The sequence below is a fragment of the Plantactinospora veratri genome, assembly GCF_036421995.1.
Lineage (GTDB): Bacteria > Actinomycetota > Actinomycetes > Mycobacteriales > Micromonosporaceae > Plantactinospora > Plantactinospora veratri.
Map to the genome: position 1 here is coordinate 16728 of NZ_JAZGQL010000028.1, position 16312 is coordinate 33039.

At 70.8% G+C, this 16312-nt stretch carries 15 protein-coding genes; 5 read left to right on the forward strand and 10 right to left on the reverse strand.

The genetic code is table 11. The annotated features are described in order from the left end of the window. Positions 1–67 precede the first annotated feature (67 nt). The 4 genes from V1634_RS28130 to V1634_RS28145 form a co-directional block, all read right to left on the reverse strand. Complete coding sequence (locus V1634_RS28130; RefSeq protein WP_331210743.1) at positions 68–1705, reverse strand: glucuronyl esterase domain-containing protein; 1638 nt, start codon at positions 1703–1705, stop codon at positions 68–70. 402 nt (positions 1706–2107) lie between these two features. After that, positions 2108–2698, reverse strand: coding sequence for a GerMN domain-containing protein (locus V1634_RS28135; protein ID WP_331210744.1), 591 nt, complete (start codon positions 2696–2698; stop codon positions 2108–2110). Continuing rightward, entirely contained in the window at positions 2695–4050 is a 1356-nt protein-coding gene (locus V1634_RS28140) for a sensor histidine kinase (RefSeq protein ID WP_331210745.1), read from the reverse strand. Before V1634_RS28140 ends, V1634_RS28135 begins: the two co-directional genes overlap by 4 nt. Next, complete coding sequence (locus V1634_RS28145; RefSeq protein WP_331210746.1) at positions 4047–4724, reverse strand: response regulator transcription factor; 678 nt, start codon at positions 4722–4724, stop codon at positions 4047–4049. The genes V1634_RS28140 and V1634_RS28145 overlap by 4 nt, the downstream gene beginning before the upstream one ends. A gap of 283 nt (positions 4725–5007) precedes the next feature. Between V1634_RS28145 and V1634_RS28150 the strand changes: the two genes are divergently transcribed. Next, a complete protein-coding gene (locus V1634_RS28150) occupies positions 5008–6474 on the forward strand; it encodes a peptide MFS transporter (protein WP_331210747.1) in 1467 nt (488 codons plus the stop codon). Between the two features lie 127 nt (positions 6475–6601). Here the strand turns inward: V1634_RS28150 and V1634_RS28155 are convergent, their stop codons facing one another. Genes V1634_RS28155 through V1634_RS28165 form a run of 3 tightly spaced genes read right to left on the reverse strand, consistent with a single transcriptional unit; the run spans position 6602 to position 7716 of the window. After that, positions 6602–7045, reverse strand: a complete 444-nt coding sequence (locus tag V1634_RS28155; RefSeq protein WP_331210748.1) for an STAS domain-containing protein — start codon at positions 7043–7045, stop codon at positions 6602–6604. Next, positions 7042–7419, reverse strand: a complete 378-nt coding sequence (locus tag V1634_RS28160; RefSeq protein WP_331210749.1) for a hypothetical protein — start codon at positions 7417–7419, stop codon at positions 7042–7044. Before V1634_RS28160 ends, V1634_RS28155 begins: the two co-directional genes overlap by 4 nt. A 60-nt stretch (positions 7420–7479) precedes the next feature. Next, complete coding sequence (locus V1634_RS28165) at positions 7480–7716, reverse strand: BON domain-containing protein (protein ID WP_331210750.1); 237 nt, start codon at positions 7714–7716, stop codon at positions 7480–7482. A 774-nt stretch (positions 7717–8490) separates the two neighbouring features. Between V1634_RS28165 and V1634_RS28170 the strand changes: the two genes are divergently transcribed. The 4 genes from V1634_RS28170 (at position 8491) to V1634_RS28185 (ending at position 12550) form a co-directional block, all read left to right on the forward strand. After that, entirely contained in the window at positions 8491–8892 is a 402-nt protein-coding gene (locus tag V1634_RS28170) for an STAS domain-containing protein (protein WP_331210751.1), read from the forward strand. A 127-nt stretch (positions 8893–9019) separates the two neighbouring features. Next, complete coding sequence (locus V1634_RS28175; protein WP_331210752.1) at positions 9020–9910, forward strand: ABC transporter ATP-binding protein; 891 nt, start codon at positions 9020–9022, stop codon at positions 9908–9910. A gap of 32 nt (positions 9911–9942) precedes the next feature. Further along, positions 9943–11541: an ABC transporter permease gene (locus V1634_RS28180; RefSeq protein WP_331210753.1), complete on the forward strand. Its 1599-nt coding sequence runs from the start codon at positions 9943–9945 to the stop codon at positions 11539–11541. A 235-nt stretch (positions 11542–11776) separates the two neighbouring features. Beyond that, positions 11777–12550 (forward strand): maleylpyruvate isomerase family mycothiol-dependent enzyme, encoded by a 774-nt coding sequence (locus V1634_RS28185; RefSeq protein WP_331210754.1) that lies wholly within the window; start codon positions 11777–11779, stop codon positions 12548–12550. A 350-nt stretch (positions 12551–12900) separates the two neighbouring features. On the opposite strand, the gene V1634_RS28190 is transcribed toward V1634_RS28185, so the two are convergent. From V1634_RS28190 to V1634_RS28200, 3 genes are read right to left on the reverse strand one after another with little or no spacing between them, the layout of a single operon-like run. Next, entirely contained in the window at positions 12901–14031 is a 1131-nt protein-coding gene (locus V1634_RS28190) for an acetate/propionate family kinase (RefSeq protein ID WP_331210755.1), read from the reverse strand. Beyond that, the gene (gene pta, locus V1634_RS28195; RefSeq protein WP_331210756.1) at positions 14028–16109 is read right to left on the reverse strand and encodes a phosphate acetyltransferase; all 2082 of its coding nucleotides are present in this window, start codon (positions 16107–16109) and stop codon (positions 14028–14030) included. Before pta ends, V1634_RS28190 begins: the two co-directional genes overlap by 4 nt. Before the next feature lie 3 nt (positions 16110–16112). Next, positions 16113–16271: a hypothetical protein gene (locus V1634_RS28200; RefSeq protein ID WP_331210757.1), complete on the reverse strand. Its 159-nt coding sequence runs from the start codon at positions 16269–16271 to the stop codon at positions 16113–16115. Positions 16272–16312: the final 41 nt, after the last annotated feature.

A 16312-nucleotide genomic window follows, 5' to 3' on the forward strand; every position in this document is an offset into this window, starting at 1 on the left:
GGTGCAGAACGTGACGTCTCCGGCCCGGGCGGACGTCATGCCCGGGGCCGGAGACGGGTTGGTGCGGTCAGGAAGCGGTGCAGGACCTGACCTGTGGTCGGGCGCTGGAGTTGCCGTTCATCATGGTGGTGAAGCCGAAGCTGTTGCCGCTGCCGTTGGAGCGCATCGTCAGTACGGTGTTGTTGCTGCTCAGGCTGGCGCTGCCGCTCCAGGTGCTGCTGATCGACTGTGGTGAGGTGACGGCGGCGACCACGGTCCAGTTGCTGGCGCCGCTGACCGTCACCGTGGTGTTGTAGCGGTCGCCCCAGACCGTGCCCTGCGTCATCGACGTCGTGCAGTTCCCACCGGCCGGCGGCGTGGTCGGCGTACTGGTCGGGGGCGTGGTCGGCGTGCCGGTCGGCGGCGTGGTCGGCGGCGTGGTCGGGTTGCTCGGGCCGTCGGTCAGGGTTGGGGTCTGCCAATCGCGCCACTGCGCCAGGTTGCCGGACTTGCGGCTGGAGATCCGGAAGGTGCCCGCGGCGTTGCCGGTCTTGAGAAGGAATTTCTGGATGTTCTGTTGCAGTGGGGTACGCCATTCGGAGCGGGAAGCGCAGTGGGTGCCATCCTGCACGTCGGACCAGTAGCTGATGTTTTCTCCCGCGCCGAGTGCCTTGTAGACCTCGGCTCCGCCCAGTGCCGATACGCTGCCAGAGGTGGCGCCGAGCCAGTCGACGTGCGGGTTTTCCATGATGAAGAGCCCGCGTGGCGCGACCATGCCGACCATCTGGTGCATGTCGACGGGCAGTCCGCCCGGGTTGCCGGTGTAGGAGCTGAAGGCGTCGCCGAGCCAGGGTTGTTCGCCGTAGGCGCTGCTGAGTGGTTGGGCGCCGCTCTCCTGGGCGATGGAGCGCAGGGCGGGAACGCCAGCGGTTCCGGATTCGATCGGCATGGTGAGCGCGATGCGCTGGTCGAAGACGCCGACGGTGAAGGCGCCCTTGCCGTATCGGGAGCACCCGGTGACGCCGGTCGCGTCGGCGCGGAGGATGTTGCCACCCGACTGCTCGATGACATCGATCATCCGGCTCACGCCCCAGGCCCAGGCCATCAGGATCCCGGTGCTACTCGACGCGCCGTAGATGCTGTAGAAAGCGCCCTGCTTGTTGTTGCGCGGCGTACCCTCGCGACCCACCGCCAGCGGGTCGTAGTTGATGACGGCGGCGCCGGCGGCGCGAATGGTGGCGGTGTCGGCGCCGAATCCGCCGAGCACGAAGACGGCCGGGTACGGTGCGGAACCGGTGGTCGGTAGTTGGACGCTCGCGGAGAAGCTGGCACTACGGCCCTGGTCCGACACGTTCACCGTGATGTTGGAGTTGGAGACGGTTCCGGTGACGGTCGCCGGCTTCGCGGGCTTCTGGCCGTAGATGGTGCGCTCCGCGAACTCCTTGGTCTCGGCGCGTAGGCATCGCCAGTCGGCCTTGGAGGTGATGCGGGTGCCGTTCGCCTTCCGGAACGGATCGGGGAGCCGAGACGTGGCGGCCGGCGTACCCGTCGGCAGCGGGCAGTCGGCACCCTCATCCTCCACGGATGCGGCGAACACGTTGACCGGGGCGGCCACGGCTGTGGTCGTCCGGCCGACTATGGACACCGCTCCAGTGGCCGCGAGTGCCGCTACCGCCAGCCCGACGACTGTCGCGCGGAGCGTGCTGCGGCCCGAGTTTGTGCTCACTTGGGCTCCTTCCGGGTGGAAGCGATGACGGGAAATCCGTGGACGAGCAGGCGTGGCGACGACCGATCCGCGGCTGCGACGCGGCGTGCCGACGCGGCCTCCTTGGCTAGCTGGAGCGCCGGCGGGCGCCGTGACGTTGTCCCGGGGGTGCCACCAAGGTCCTCCCTGCGGGCTGAGGTTACGAAAAAGTTGCGGAAAATTCAAGAGCATAGATGTCCGCGCTGACCTCGGGTTCTTTCGAGGAATCCCTGACCAGGCGCGGATCTGCGGTGATCACATTGCACGAAACTTGCGATCGTTGGATCGCAAGTTGCGGTCCCGTCGAGGTACGGAGATCTGCCATCCGGCCCGCTCGCCAGCACCTCCGGAGGCGCGGGCAGAGCATTCGGCCGCCTGGAACGCCTATCGGCCGCTGACCAGGCTCGCGTAGTCGGCGGCGGTCGCCGGAGACTCGGACAGCGAGCCGTCGGCCCGGGGTACGCCGACGGGCTGCCCGGCGCGGGTGAACGACACGGCCGTGACGCCGGGTTTGGCGGCGAGAGTACAGACGATCTGCGCGAACGCCAGGATCTGGTCGCTGCGGCCGGTCTCGTCCAGGGTATCGGTCAGTTCTACCGTGGCCCGACCGCCGCTGAGCTGGACGCCGACGACGATGTCGTTGCCGAGCAGCGCGCTGGTGAGGCCGTCGCGTTGTTCGGCATCGGTGGGACCGGCGAGCAGGCTGTCGACGAGCTCGTCGACGTCGGGTGCGGCGTCGACGTGACGGGTGACGGCGACGAGTTCGCCGTCCCGGAGCAGGTACAACCGCGCCGGCACGGCACCGGTGCTCGGGGTGGGGTCCGGCGGTGTCTGCGTCGCCCACGCCTGGGCTACCCCGTCGGGTGGCTCCACCTCTCGGGCGGTGTCCTCGGCCGGTACTCCGCAGCCAGCGACGACGGCCGCGAGCAGCAGTGTCAGCGCGGCGGCCCGGCAAGATCCGAGGCGGGTGCTCACGGGTTGGTCCTACCCAGTTCGACACGGAAGCGGGCGCCGCCGCCCGGCCGGTCGACAACCGCCGCATGTCCACCGTGCGCGGTAGCGTGCCGGGCGACGAGGGCGAGGCCGAGGCCGGTGCCGTCGCTGTCTCCTCTGGCGCTCGCGGCACGGCCACGTACGAATCGGTCGAAGATGGCGGTGCGGTCTTCCGGTCGTACCCCCGGACCCTCGTCGTCGACCTCCAGGACGAACGCCTCGGATGCCTGGCTGAGGCGCACGGCGCACGGCCCGCCCCCGTACCGTTCGGCGTTGTCGAGCAGGTTGCTCAGGATCTGACTGAAGCGACGCCGGTCGATCGACCAGACAGCTGGGCCTCCGTCGACCACCTGCACCACCTCCGCCGGCAGGCCGCGCGCCTGGCATTCCTCGCGCGCCAGGTCGGCGACCTGGACAGGTGTGCGCTGCGCGGCCTGGTCATCACGGGCCAGCTCCAGCAGGTCGGTGACCAACCGCTGGAAGCGGACCACCTCGTCGGAGAGCAGGGTGAGCGCGGTCGCGGCGCGGTCGTCGAGGCGCGGGCGGTGCCGGTCCAGCACACTGGCGGCGGCAGACAGTGTCTGCAGCGGCGAGCGCAGCTCGTGGCTGACGTCCCCGGCGAACCGTCGGTCCCGTTCCAGGCGGTCGGCGAGCCGGTCGACCATCTCGTTGAACGATGTCGTCAACCGTTCGAGATCCGGTTCCGTGGCCGGGTCGAGGCGGGCGCCGAGGTCTCCGGCGGTGATCTCGCGCGCGGCAACGGTGACCGTGTCCAGCGGGCGCAGCACGCGCCGAGTCAGATACCAGCCGAGTCCGGCGCCGGCCGCGGTCGTGCCCGCCGCCACGAGAGTGAGCACCAGGGCGAGGGTGCGCAGAGTCTGGTCGAGTTCGTGCATCGAGTCGATGACATAGAAGCCCGTCCCGGACGGCAACGGGACGCCGACGACAACGGCGGGACCGCTGTCGGTGCGTACCCGCTGCATCCCGACCTTGCCCTGCTCGACCAGCCGCTGCAGCCCGGGCGGTATCGCGTCGGTCATGCCCGCGTCGGCGGCGCGGGCGTACCAACGGCTCTCCCTGCGGAGCAGGGCTCGTCGGGTGTTGCCCGTGTTGAGGGTGCTGAGCACGGCTGAGATGTCCGGCGGCTCGGTGGCCAGACCGGCGTGCACGACCCCGGCGTCGAGGTACGCCGAGCGCAGGGCACTGCGTTCCCGGCCGGCCATCAGCTCCTGGCTGGTGAACCCGTACGAGAGGGCCGCCATCGACGCCGACAGGGCGAAGGCGCCGGCCGTGAAACCAGCGGCGACCCGGGTACGCAGGCCAGGACGTCTCATCCGACGAGCTTGTATCCCATGCCGCGGACGGTCACCAGATGTCGTGGCGCCGTCGGATCGTCCTCTATCTTCTGCCGCAGCCTGCCGATGTGCACGTCGACGAGGCGCTCGTCCCCGTACGTGTACTCCCAGACCCGCTCCAGCAGCTGTGCCCGGGACAGCACCCGGCCCGGATGCTCGGCCAGCTCACACAGCAGCCGGAACTCGGTGCGGGTCACCGCCACCGGCTCACCCCGCAGGGCCACCTCGCCGGCCTGCGGCCGGATCTCCAGATCGTCGAAGACCAGCGCCGGTACGCCCGAGACCGTGCTCGCGCGGGCTCGGCGCCGCAACGCCCGCAGCCGCGCGGACAGCTCCTTCACCGCCACCGGCTTCACCACGTAGTCGTCCGCGCCAGCGCCGAGCGCCGCCACGATGTCATGTGTGTCGTCGCGCGCGCTGACCACGACGATCGGCACGTCGTCGCGAGAACGCAGCTGCCGGATGCACTCGAAACCGTCGAGGCCGGGCAGCATCAGGTCGATCAGCACGGTGTCGGCGGGGGCGCGTCGCTGCTCGCGCAGTCCTTCCTCCGCTGTCGCCGCGCCCCGGACCGCGTAACCCTCGTCTTCCAGGCCGAGCGTCAACGACAGCCGGATGCGGTCATCGTCCTCGATCAACAGCACCTGTTCCATTGCTAAATCATGCCCAGCGGCACGACCGTAAGCACCCTGGCGGGTGTCCTGGCGGCTTGTCACGAGACTGTCACACAACCGTCGAGGTACCGCCATACCGCGATCGGAGGCTGAATACCGCCCTCCCCGACGGTGCGTCGGCCCTGAGCCCTCACCCCGCCCACCGCACCCCCGGCGTGGACGGGGTGAGGCCGGCCGTCGACCGACGCGCAGGCCCGACCGGATGGAAAACGCCACAGCCGGTTCGGCGTAATTCTCGGACAAACGGGGTACCGGCGAGCTCATGGCGATCCCCGATGCCGCGCCGAGGCCGCAGCGGAGCAGGACCTTCTTCGGACAGCCGCCACTGCTGGCGAATCTGTTCGGTGTCGAACTCTGGGAGCGGTTCTCCTTCTATGGCATGCAGGGCATCCTGCTCATCTACCTCTACTACGCCAGTGCCGACGGCGGCCTCGGCATCAGCCGCGACACCGCCACCAGCATCGTCGGGGCGTACGGGGGGATGGTGTACCTCTCCACCGTGCTCGCCGCATGGTTGGCCGACCGGTTGTTCGGTGCCGAACGGGTACTGTTCCACAGCGCCGTTCTCGTCATGGCCGGACACATCTCCCTGGCGGTGCTGCCCGGCCTGCTCGGTGTGGGAGTCGGCCTGATCCTGATCGCGTTCGGCAGCGGGGGCGTGAAGGCCACCGCCACATCGCTGGTCGGCACGCTCTACCCGGAGGACGACGACCGTAGAGACGCCGGATTCTCACTGTTCTATCTGGGGATCAACCTCGGTGCCCTGTTCGGGCCGCTGGCTACCGGTCTGCTGCAGAAGACCGCCGGCTTCCACTACGGGTTCGGCCTCGCCGCGGTCGGCATGGCGGCCGGTCTGACGCAGTACACGTTCGGCCGCCGACGGTTGACCGGCGCGGCGCGTGAGGTGCCGAACCCGCTGCCGGCCGCTCGCCGGCCCCTCGTCGCGGCAGCCGCCGTCGTCGTGATCGGGTTCGTCGTCGTGGCGGCGTTCGCGGGGCTGCTGCCGGCGCGGCGGCTGTCGGGCATCGTCGTGGTGCTGAGCGCCGCCGCGGCGGTAGCGTACTTCGTGGTGATCCTGGCCAGCAGGACGATCACCGGCACCGAACGGCGGCGGGTCATCGCGTTCATCCCGATGTTCGTCGCCAGCGCGGCGTTCTGGTCGCTGTACCAGCAGCAGTTCACCGTCGTGACCATCTACTCGGACACCCGACTGGACCGCCGGATCCTCGGCTGGGAGATGCCGGTCTCCTGGGTGCAGTCGATCAACCCCGTCTTCATCATCGTCCTCGCGGGTCTGTTCGCCGCCCTGTGGACCAGACTCGGCCCACGACAGCCGTCGGCCCCGATCAAGTTCGCCACCGGCACGGTGACGATGGGTGTGGCGTTCCTGCTGTTCCTGCCACTCGCCGGCGGCGGGCCGAACAGCGCACCGCTCCTCGCCCTGGTCGGCATCCTGTTCGTGTTCACCGTCGCCGAACTGCTGCTGTCGCCGGTCGGCCTGTCCCTGTCCACCAAGCTCGCACCCCGGGCCTTCCGGACGCAGATGGTCGCGCTGTTCTTCCTCTCGGTGGCCCTCGGCACGGCCATGTCCGGCGTCCTCGCCAGGTACTACCGGGAGGACCAGGAGACCGCCTACTTCGGCGTCCTCGGCGGTACGGCCATCGTGCTCGGCCTGACACTCGCCGCCCTCAGCCCGCTCGTCCGCAGGCTCATGAGCGGCGTCCGCTGACCATCGGGCGGGATCGTTGGCGGCCGGAGGTCGCGTCGACGGCCGACGGCCCGTGGTCACCTGCCGGAACGGGGTCGCCGTCGCGTCTCCGGGGCCTGCCCGACGGCCGGATCCTGCCGACGAACCGTCAAGGGTCGCATCCGCGGGCCGATGCCCGTCCCGACACCTCGGTCGACCGGGTCGCCGGCCTGGCTTCCGAGGATTGCGGGATCAGCGTCTCGTCGCGACCGGGTATGTCGGCCAGGCCGAACAGACCGAGCAGCCCGGTCGCCCACAGCTGCCGGCGCGGGAACGGGGCAAGGTTCTCCAACCTCAGGACACTACCGCTCACCGCAGCGGCCTGGTGACAACGGACCAGCTCACCGATGCCGGCGGAGTCGATGAACGACACGTCCTCGAGATCCAGGACGATGGCCGAAGGGTTGTCCCGGGTCAGTACGTCGATGATCGCGTCGCGGATCTCCCCCACGGTGGCCAGGTCGATCTCGCCGGCCAGCAGCAGCCGGATGCCCGAGTCGGTCTGCCGCTCGGTGATCGAGATTGTCTGTCCGAGTGCCCGCTGGTCGTTCACAGCGCTCGCGTCCCAGACAGCCGGCCGTCGTCGGTCGGGTACAGGCGGGCCCGCCGTCCCGGCGCACCGAGCATCAGAGGCCGGTCCCCGACCCGACGCTCGATGTCGCCGTCGCTCAAGGTGAAGGAAGCGGCCCGGTGACCCACGTGGCGCAGATATCGTCCACGCGCCCCGATGACCAGGCCGCCGAGGACCGATGCGACCCGCGAGTAGCCGAGGCGACCCTCGCCGTGCTCACTCTGGTCCACAAAGGACAGCCGGGTGGTTCTGGGATTTGCCCGCCGCAACTCGGGCAGTACCTCCCAGAAGTCCCGTTCGAGCCACCAGGCCAGCGTGAGACGGGCGATACGCGCACCGCAAATGATCGCCTTCACTGTTCCTCCCTGTTAACCGGGTGCGGCCATCCCGCACAGGTGCGCCACGCCTGAAATCGGCTAGCTGCCGGCCGGGTCGTCGCCGTCGCACGACTCGAGGGCGTTACAGACGTCGGCGATGCCAATCGTCTGCCACGCCAGACCGCCGGCGACGAATATCAGTTCTGCCGTATCGACCCGGCCGGAGAGGATGGCGACGGCGTTCTGCACCTCGACGGCGATGTCCTGCAGACGAGTCCGCTCGTCCTGGACCAACCGTGCCACGACCTGGTCAGCGAGCACCTGATCCTCGTGCATTCGAGGCGCCTGGCGACGGGACGGCGGACCAGACCAGGAGCCGTCATCGGGGAGCGGCCACAACCCCGTCATGGCGCGCTCCGAGCACGCTCCGCCCGCCCCGGGGGAACCCCAGGCACTGCGGGCGCCAGCCGCGACACCTGCTCCACGCGGGCACCCCGCCACAGCCACCGCAGCCGTGGCGTCGGCGCGCGAAGAACGACGCGGGTACCACCTCGCGGCGGGTGCCGGTGCACGTCCAGGGGCATGGCAAGCCCTTCCGTGCCGGTCGCCACGCGTCGCGGCATGTCAAGCGCCAACCGACCCGGGCGTACCCGCACGGCCGCGTCCGGCACGGCCCGCACCGGCGCCGGGCACGCCAGGTCTGGACGGTCGGTGAGATCGGCCTCGATCACCGGTGCCGGTACGGCCGCTGGTTGCCCAACCGTAGTCACCGCGTCCCTCCTGTCGTCGCCGGTACTGGAGCCAGCCTCGTGCGGCGATGTGGAGAGGCCTACGCGGACCTATGACAGTCTCGTGACAACCCCGGCCACGATGGCAGGCGACCGTCCCGGCAGCATCCGCGCCGCACCTGACCAGCGGCCCTGCCGACCACGCCGACACGTCCGCCAGCTCCGCGGCAACATCCCCTACGCGTGAGATCCGGCGCAGGACCGCGCCGGGCCTCGGCCGGGGTACCGCGAGTGTCACAGAACCGTCATATCTCCGCCGAACCGCCGCGAAGATCAGCAGCCAGGCTGATCCTGCACATCCGAGGTCGTGGAGGAGGCGTCGATGTCCGGGGACGGGAACGCGGGTGACGGTGAACGTCGCGACGACACGGCGACCGCCTCGACGATCGAGTTGGCGATCACCGGCTGGCTCGACCATCCGGCGGTACCGAGGGTCAACACGACGTTCGACGCGGCGCTCGACCGCAAGCCGGAACGGATCGTGCTCGACATGACCCACTGCGAGTACGTCGATGCCGCCGGGATCGCGTTGCTCCTCGACCTGCACCGCCAGCTGCGGCGTACCGGCGGCACGCTGGAGTTGCGGAAGCCGTCAGCACGACTGTCTCGGCTCCTCGAGATCGCCCGGGTGGACCATGTGTTACGGATCGATCCCGCCTTGACGGCGCCGAGCGATGACGGCGGGTCGAAGGCGGTGAACGGCGCACACCGCCCTCGCGCATAGTCACGCCGCGCCCTCCCCCACGATGCCTTGCCCCGCCCCATGAACGCGCGTGGCAGCGTAGGCTCTGCCATGGTGCGCCGGGAAGTCTGGTCGGCAGTCGTGACCGCTGTCGACCTCGGAGGCTCCCGTGGACACCCCCGCCGTTCGCACCGCTGGCCTGACGAAACGCTATCGGCAAGTGTCCGCGTTGGACGCCCTCGATCTCACCGTTCCGGCAGGCGAGGTGTTCGGCTTCCTGGGCCCCAACGGCGCGGGCAAATCCACCACGATCCGGCTCCTCCTCGGCCTGGCCCGCCCGACCGCCGGCCGCGCATGGATCTTCGGCACCGACGCGCGCGACGTGGCGGTAGCGCACCGATCGATCGCGTACGTGCCTGCCGACGTGGCGCTCTGGCCCACGCTGACCGGCGCGGAGACGCTGGAACTGCTGGGTCGCACCGGCCCCGGCGTCGACCGCGCCTACCGCGACGAGTTGGTGGATCGGTTCGCGTTGGACCTGTCGAAACCCGGGCGGGCGTACTCGACCGGCAACCGGCAGAAAGTCGCTCTGGTCGCCGCGTTCGCGACCCGGGCCCCGCTGCTGGTCCTGGACGAACCGACCAGCGGCCTCGATCCCTTGATGGAACACGAATTCCAGTACGCGGTCGGGCTGGCCCGCCGACGCGGACAGACGGTGTTCCTCAGCTCCCACCAGCTCGCCGAGGTCGAAGCAGTATGCGATCGGGTGGGGATCCTGCGCGCGGGGCGCCTGGTCGAGGTCGCCGGGGTGCCGGACCTACGACGTCTGCACCGTAGCCAGGTCGAGGTGACTTTCACCGGCACGGCACCGGACCTGTCCCAGGCATCTGGCGTCGAGGACGTCGAGGTGGTGGGACCGTCGCGACTCCGGTTCACCCTCACCGGGCCGCCGGCACCGGCGCTGCGGGCGCTGGCCGCAGCGGATGTGACCGCGTTACAGGTCCACGAGCCGACCCTGGAAGAGATCTTCCTCGACTACTACGCGCGGACGTCCCGGTGACCGCCGTCGAAGCCCGCATCGGGGATACCCCTGTGTCCGCGACTCCGGCGGTTGGGCGGGCGGTCACCGGGCTGGCCGTACGGCAGGTCCGGCGGAGCGGCCTGATCGTCATCGTGGTGCTGGCCGGCATGTCCGCCATGGTCGCCGCCACCTACACCAGCACCGTCGGCGACACGCTGGACGCCGAGGCGCTCGCCGCGCTGGCCGAGAACCCGGCCATCCGCACCCTGTTCGGTGAGCCGGTGGCGCTCGACGATCCGGGCGGCTTCACGGTCTGGCGCACCGGCACGATCCTCGGCGTCCTCGTCGGCGTCTGGGGGCTCGTCGTCGCCACCCGGATCACCCGTGGCGAGGAGGACGCCGGCCGGTGGAACCTGCTGGCGGCGGGCCGTCTTCCGGTCACCTCGATCGTGGCACGCCATCTGGCTGTCGTGCTCGCCACGTCGCTGCTGGCGGGGTCGGCGGCGGCGGGAGCCCTCGCCTCGGTCGGTACCGCACCCCAGGGTGCCCTGCTGCACGGGGTCGGACTCGCGTTGACCGGGGCGTTGTTCGCCGCCACCGGCGCGCTGACAGCTCAGGTCTTCGCGACCCGGGGCGGTGCCACCGGTGCGGCGGTCGCGTTCCTCGGTGCCGGTCTGATCATGCGGATGGTCGGCGACGGCGTCGACGCCCTGGGATGGCTGCGGTGGATGTCGCCGTTCGGGCTGGTCGCACTCTCCCGACCGTACGAGGCGAACCGCGTGCTGCCGCTGGTGGTGCTGGCGGTCGCCACCGCGACCGTGACCGCCGCCGTCACGGCGGTGGCGGCCCGTCGGGACGTGGGCGGCGGATGGCTCGCCAGTTCGCCGAGCCGTCCGTCCCGGCTGTGGCTGCTCGGCTCGGCGCCCGGGTTCGCGACCCGGCGCCTGCTGCGTCCCCTCGGCGGGTGGGCGACCGGGATAGGCGCCTACTTCCTGCTCATCGGCCTGCTCGCGGTCTCGATGACCAGTTTCCTCGCCGACAACCCACGATTCACCGACCTCGCCGCGCAGGCGGGATTCGGCGCGCTCGGGTCGGTCGAGGGCTACGTGGCGGCACTGTTCGCGCTGCTCGCCATCCCGGTCGGCGTCTTCGCGGCCATCCGTATCGCCTGCTTCGCCTCCGACGAGGCTGACCGGCGGCTCACCCTCCTGTACGCCCGACCCGTCACCCGCACCCGACTGCTCACCGCCGAGGTGACCATCACCGCAGGCGGTACGGCGATCCTCACCGCCGTCGCAGGCGTGGCCACCTGGGCCGGGGCGACCACCGTCGACGCGCCCCTGCCGCTCGACGCCGCCCTCGATGGCACGCTGAACGTGCTACCCATCGCCCTGCTCTGCCTCGGCGCGGCCGTACTCGCCCTCGGCTGGCTACCCCGCGCCGTCGCGCTCGTCGGCGCGATGCCCGCGGCCGGCGGATTCCTCCTCCAGGTCACCGCCGACAGTATCGGCGCGCCGCCCTGGGTCGGGAGGCTTTCCCCGTTCGCCCACCTCGCCCCCGTCCCCGACCAGCCACCGAACTGGCCCGCCAGCATCGCCATGATGACCATCGCCGGCACACTCACGGCCCTCGGCGCCGCCGGCTACCACCGCCGCGACCTACGCGGCTAGGGTACGGATTACTGGGAGTGACTTCGTGGGTCAAGCAGCGGGTTGGTAGCGGGCCTGCTGGTTGCGCTGGTGCTCCTGGCCCAGATGGTAGGTCCAGTAGCGGTCGACGTCGCCGTTGGCGACCAGTACCCGGAGTTTCGGGACGGCTTCGGCGCCGGCGCTCGGCCCGGCCGTCGACGCGATCGTCCGACAAATTCCTTACCCGGCGGCCGGAGCGCCGTGATACACAACCGACGTGCAAAACATCTTGGAGTTCCCCGAGGTCCTGCGGCTGATCGAAGACCGCTCGGCCGCGTTCCGCGCCGCGATCGCGTCCGCCCCCGACCTTGACGTCCAGGTCCCGACCTGCCCGGACTGGACGCTGCGCGAACTGGCGCAGCACCTCGGCGACGGCCGCCGCCGCCAGGCCGCCATCGTCGCGGCGGGCCCGGGCGCTGAGCCCCCGGCGAGGACGGACCCGAAGGGCGCCCCGACCGCGCCCCGCGACCGCGAAGCCCTGGACGCCTGGCTCGCCGAGTCGACCGAGCTCATGCTCGACGCGATGCGCGAGGCCGGCCCGGCCCGCGGCTGTTGGACCTGGTGGGGCCGCTCGCAGGCCCCGGAGACCAGCGGAGCCGTGGCGCGGCACCAGATCCAGGAGATCGCCGTCCACACCTACGACGCCCAGCTCACCCAGGGGGCCGCACAGCCGCTGCCGACGGACGTCGCGGTCGAGGGCGTGGACGAGTTCCTGACGACCGTCTCGGCGACGACCGTCCCCTGGCCGTTCAAGCCGGCGACCATCGACCTGCACACGACCGAGGGCCGCTCCTGGCGCCTGACCCTCAACGCCGACGGTGTCCGCTGCGACGACCTCGCCGCCGACGCGGAGCCGGGCGACATGGCGATGCGAGGCGCAGCGAGCGAACTGGTCCTCTACTTCTACGAGCGCGTCCCGCTCGACAGCCTGGAGACCACCGGCGACACCGAGCCGATGGAGCAGCTCGCAGACTGGGACCCGAACGCGTGAAGCGCGCACTGGTGGCGCATCTGTCGGTTGTGCGCGCGCCCGGACGTACCAGAAGGTGCACATGGTGAAGGTGTTTTCCCTGCCGGGGAGGCCGTCGGGTGAGGCGCTCGGGTCGTCCGGGGTGAAGCCACCGTCGATGATCTGTTCGTAGATCTGGTTCCGGGTGTTCGTCCATCGGTTGGTGTCGCCCGGTCGCCCGCGCTCGTGGGCGAGGCGGACGGCCGCCGACCTTCGACCCCAACAGTTACCAGCGGCGTCCCGCCGCGAAGCCCTGCCTGCCCGGTCCGGCTCCCCAGCACCCCGGCTCGCCCGGCCGGCCGGTCGGTGCGTGCTGTACCCACGACGGCGACTTACGGGCTCGACAGGGGCGGACGCCCGGAGAGCACCGCCAACGCCTGGTCGGCGATCTCCCGCTCCTCGTCGGTCGCGACGACGCACACCGAGACGGGTGCGTGCGGTGGCGAGATGATCTGCTCGCCGCGTTCGTTTCGTGCCGGATCGACGGCGATGCCCAGGCCCGTCAGCCCGGCCAACGCAGCGGCGCGGACCTCGACGGCGTGCTCGCCGACGCCGCCGGTGAAGGTAACGGCGTCCAGCCGGCCGAGGACGGCGAGGTAGGCGCCAACGTACTCGGTGATACGCCGGGAGTAGACGTCGAAGGCAAGGGCCGCAGCGGGATCGCCGGCCGCCCGGCGCCGCAGCACGGCCCGCATGTCGTTGTCGCCGGTCAGCCCGAGCAGGCCGCTGCGGTGATTGAGCAACTCGTCGATCTCCTGCACGGACAGGCCGCCGACCCGGTGCAGGTGGAAGATCACCGCCGGGTCCAGGTCACCGCTGCGGGTGCCCATCACCAGGCCGGCCAGCGGCGACATTCCCATCGAGGTGGCGACGCTGCGGCCACCGGAGACCGCGCAGGCGCTCGCCCCGTTGCCCAGGTGCAGCGTGATCAGGTCGAGCCGGTCCGGCCGGCGCCCCAGCAGATCCGCCGTGCGCCGGGCCACGTACGCGTGCGACGTGCCGTGGAAGCCGTAGCGGCGTACACCCAGCCGACGTGCCAGGTCGGTGTCCAGCGCGTACGTCGCCGCTTCCGCGGGCATCGTGGTGTGGAAAGCGGTGTCGAAGACCGCGACCTGCGGCACCTCCGGCAGCAGTTGGCGGGCCACCGCGATCCCGGTCAGGTTGGCCGGATTGTGGAGCGGCGCCAGCGGAACCAACCGTTCGATGGCCGCGACGACAGCGTCGTCGACGACGGTTGGCCCGGTGAACTCGGTGCCACCGTGTACGACGCGGTGGCCGACGACGTCCAGATTCGCCAGGTCCAGTCCGGCCAACACGTCGCGCAGGGCCGTCGAGTGGTCCGGTGCACCGCCGTCAGGCTCGCCGATCCGCTCCACCAGTCCCCGCCCCAGGTCCCGGCTACCGTCGAAGAGCCGGTACTTCAGTGACGACGACCCGCAGTTGACCACGAGCACCCTCGTCACGGAGATCCCCTTCCGGCTGCCTGGATCGCGGTGATGGCGATGGTGTTGACGATGTCCTTCACCGTGGCACCGCGGGACAGGTCGTTGACCGGCCGGCGCAGCCCTTGCAGAATCGGGCCGACCGCGACCGCCCCCGCCGACCGTTGCACCGCCTTGTACGTGTTGTTACCTGTGTTGAGGTCCGGAAAGACCAGCACGGTGGCATGCCCGGCGACCGGGTTGCCCGGGAGTTTCGCCGCCGCGACCACCGGGTCGACGGCGGCATCGTACTGAATCGGACCCTCCACCGGCAGATCCGGCCGGCGGGCCCGGACGATCGCCGTGGCCTGGGCGACCTTGTCCACGTCCGCGCCGACGCCGGACGTGCCGGTGGCGTAGGAGAGCATGGCCAGCACCGGTTCGATCCCGAACCGGGCGGCGGTATCGGCACTGGAGAGCGCGATGTCGGCGAGCTGGGTCGCGTCGGGATCAGGGTTGACCGCACAGTCGGCGTACACCAGGACCCGGTCGGCGAGCAGCATGAAGAAGACGCTGGAGGCGACGGACACGCCCGGTTCGGTCTTGATGATCTCGAACGCGGGTCGGATCGTCGCCGCGGTCGTGTGCGTCGCTCCAGACACCATGCCGTCGGCCAGCCCGGCCTCGACCATGAGCGTGCCGAAGTAGTTGACATCGCGCACCACGTCGTGCGCCAGTTCCAGCGGCATCCCCCGGTGCCGGCGCAGCTGCGCGTAGCGGGCGGCGAAGTCGGCGCGCCAGGCGCTGCTGTCGGGGTCGACCAGCCGTGCCGCGGTGATGTCGACCCCTAGTTCGTTCGCCCGCCGGCTGATCTCGGACGGGTCGCCCAGCAGCGTCAGGTCGGCGACGCCCCGGCGGAGGACCGTCTCCGCCGCCCGCAGGATCCGTTTCGCCCCACCCTCGGGCAGGACGAGGTGTCGGCGCTGTGTCTGAGCCCGGTCGATGAGGCCGTTCTCGAACATCAAGGGCGTGACCCGGTGGGAGCGGGTCACCTCCATACGGCGGGACAGTTCGATCATGTCGACGTGGGCCTCGAAGGCACCGAGCGCCGCCTGGACCTTGCGAGGTGCGGAGGTGGTGAGCCGCCCTTCGAGCCGGCCGACCACCCCGACCGTCTGGTAGCTGTCGCTCTTCGTCACGAGTACGGGCAGCCCGGTGTGCAGCCGGTCGATCACCCGCATGGCCCGTGCGTCAGGATGCTCGCCGAGGGTGAGCACCAGGCCGGACAGAGCGACGACTCCGCCGGCGTGCGCCGCGCTGGCCGCGACGAGCAGGTCGGCCCGGTCCCCGGGGGTGATCATGAGACAGCCGTCGGTGAGGTGGTCGAGCAGTACCGGCACGTGCGCGGCACCGACCACGACGTCCAGCACGTCGCGGTCCAACGCCTCGGGATCGCCGGACACGACGGTAGCGTCGAGCGCCGCCGCCACCTCCGCCACGGTCGGCGCCGAGACGGCCGGTGTCTCGGGGATCGCGTACGCCGGCACCGGCAGCCCGGCCGGCGCGGAGGTACCCGCCGGCACCCGGTTGGCGATCACCGCCAGAACCGTGGCGCCCGCCTCGACGACGTCGTGGTACGCCGTCCGTGCCGCCGTCGCGACCATCTCGGGCGGCTGGTCCAGGCCGTCCACCACCGGGACGACCAGGCTGCCGAACTCGGTGGCGAGCCGGGCGTGGAAGGCGAGCAGCCGGTCCGGCCCGCTCGGCGTCCCCTCATCTGGTGCGGCCACGTCGCCGCCGACGACGACCACGGCGGCGCAGCGGCGTTCCAACTCGCGGTAGCGCTCGACGATCCGGCCGATCAGCTCCTCCTGGCGCCCTTCCGCCGCCAGAGTGGCCGCCTGGCTGCTCGTCACGCCGTACGAGTCGGCGTAGCCGGCGGCAACGGGATATCGGTCGATCAGCAGCGCGAGCACCGGATCTTCCCAGGACGCGGGTACCACCGGCCGGAAGAGGCCCAGCGAGGCCACCCGGCGCGACAGCGACTCGGCCAGGCCCAGCGCCACGGTGGCCTTGCCCGCACCCGGGCCGAGCCCGGCAACGTACACACTCGGAGCCACAGCTCACCTGACCTCCGGTACGGCCCACAGGGCGATGTCGAGGACGTCCTCCGGATTTTGCCGTCCGGCCGGCATGTTCGGGTCGAAGCGTCGATCATCCCGTGTTCGCTGGCCGCTCTCACGAAGACACTGGCCACGGTAGCCGGCCGTGGACCCGCTCATGTCCCCTCCTGATCGAGTGTGTGGGGACACGCGGCGGCGGC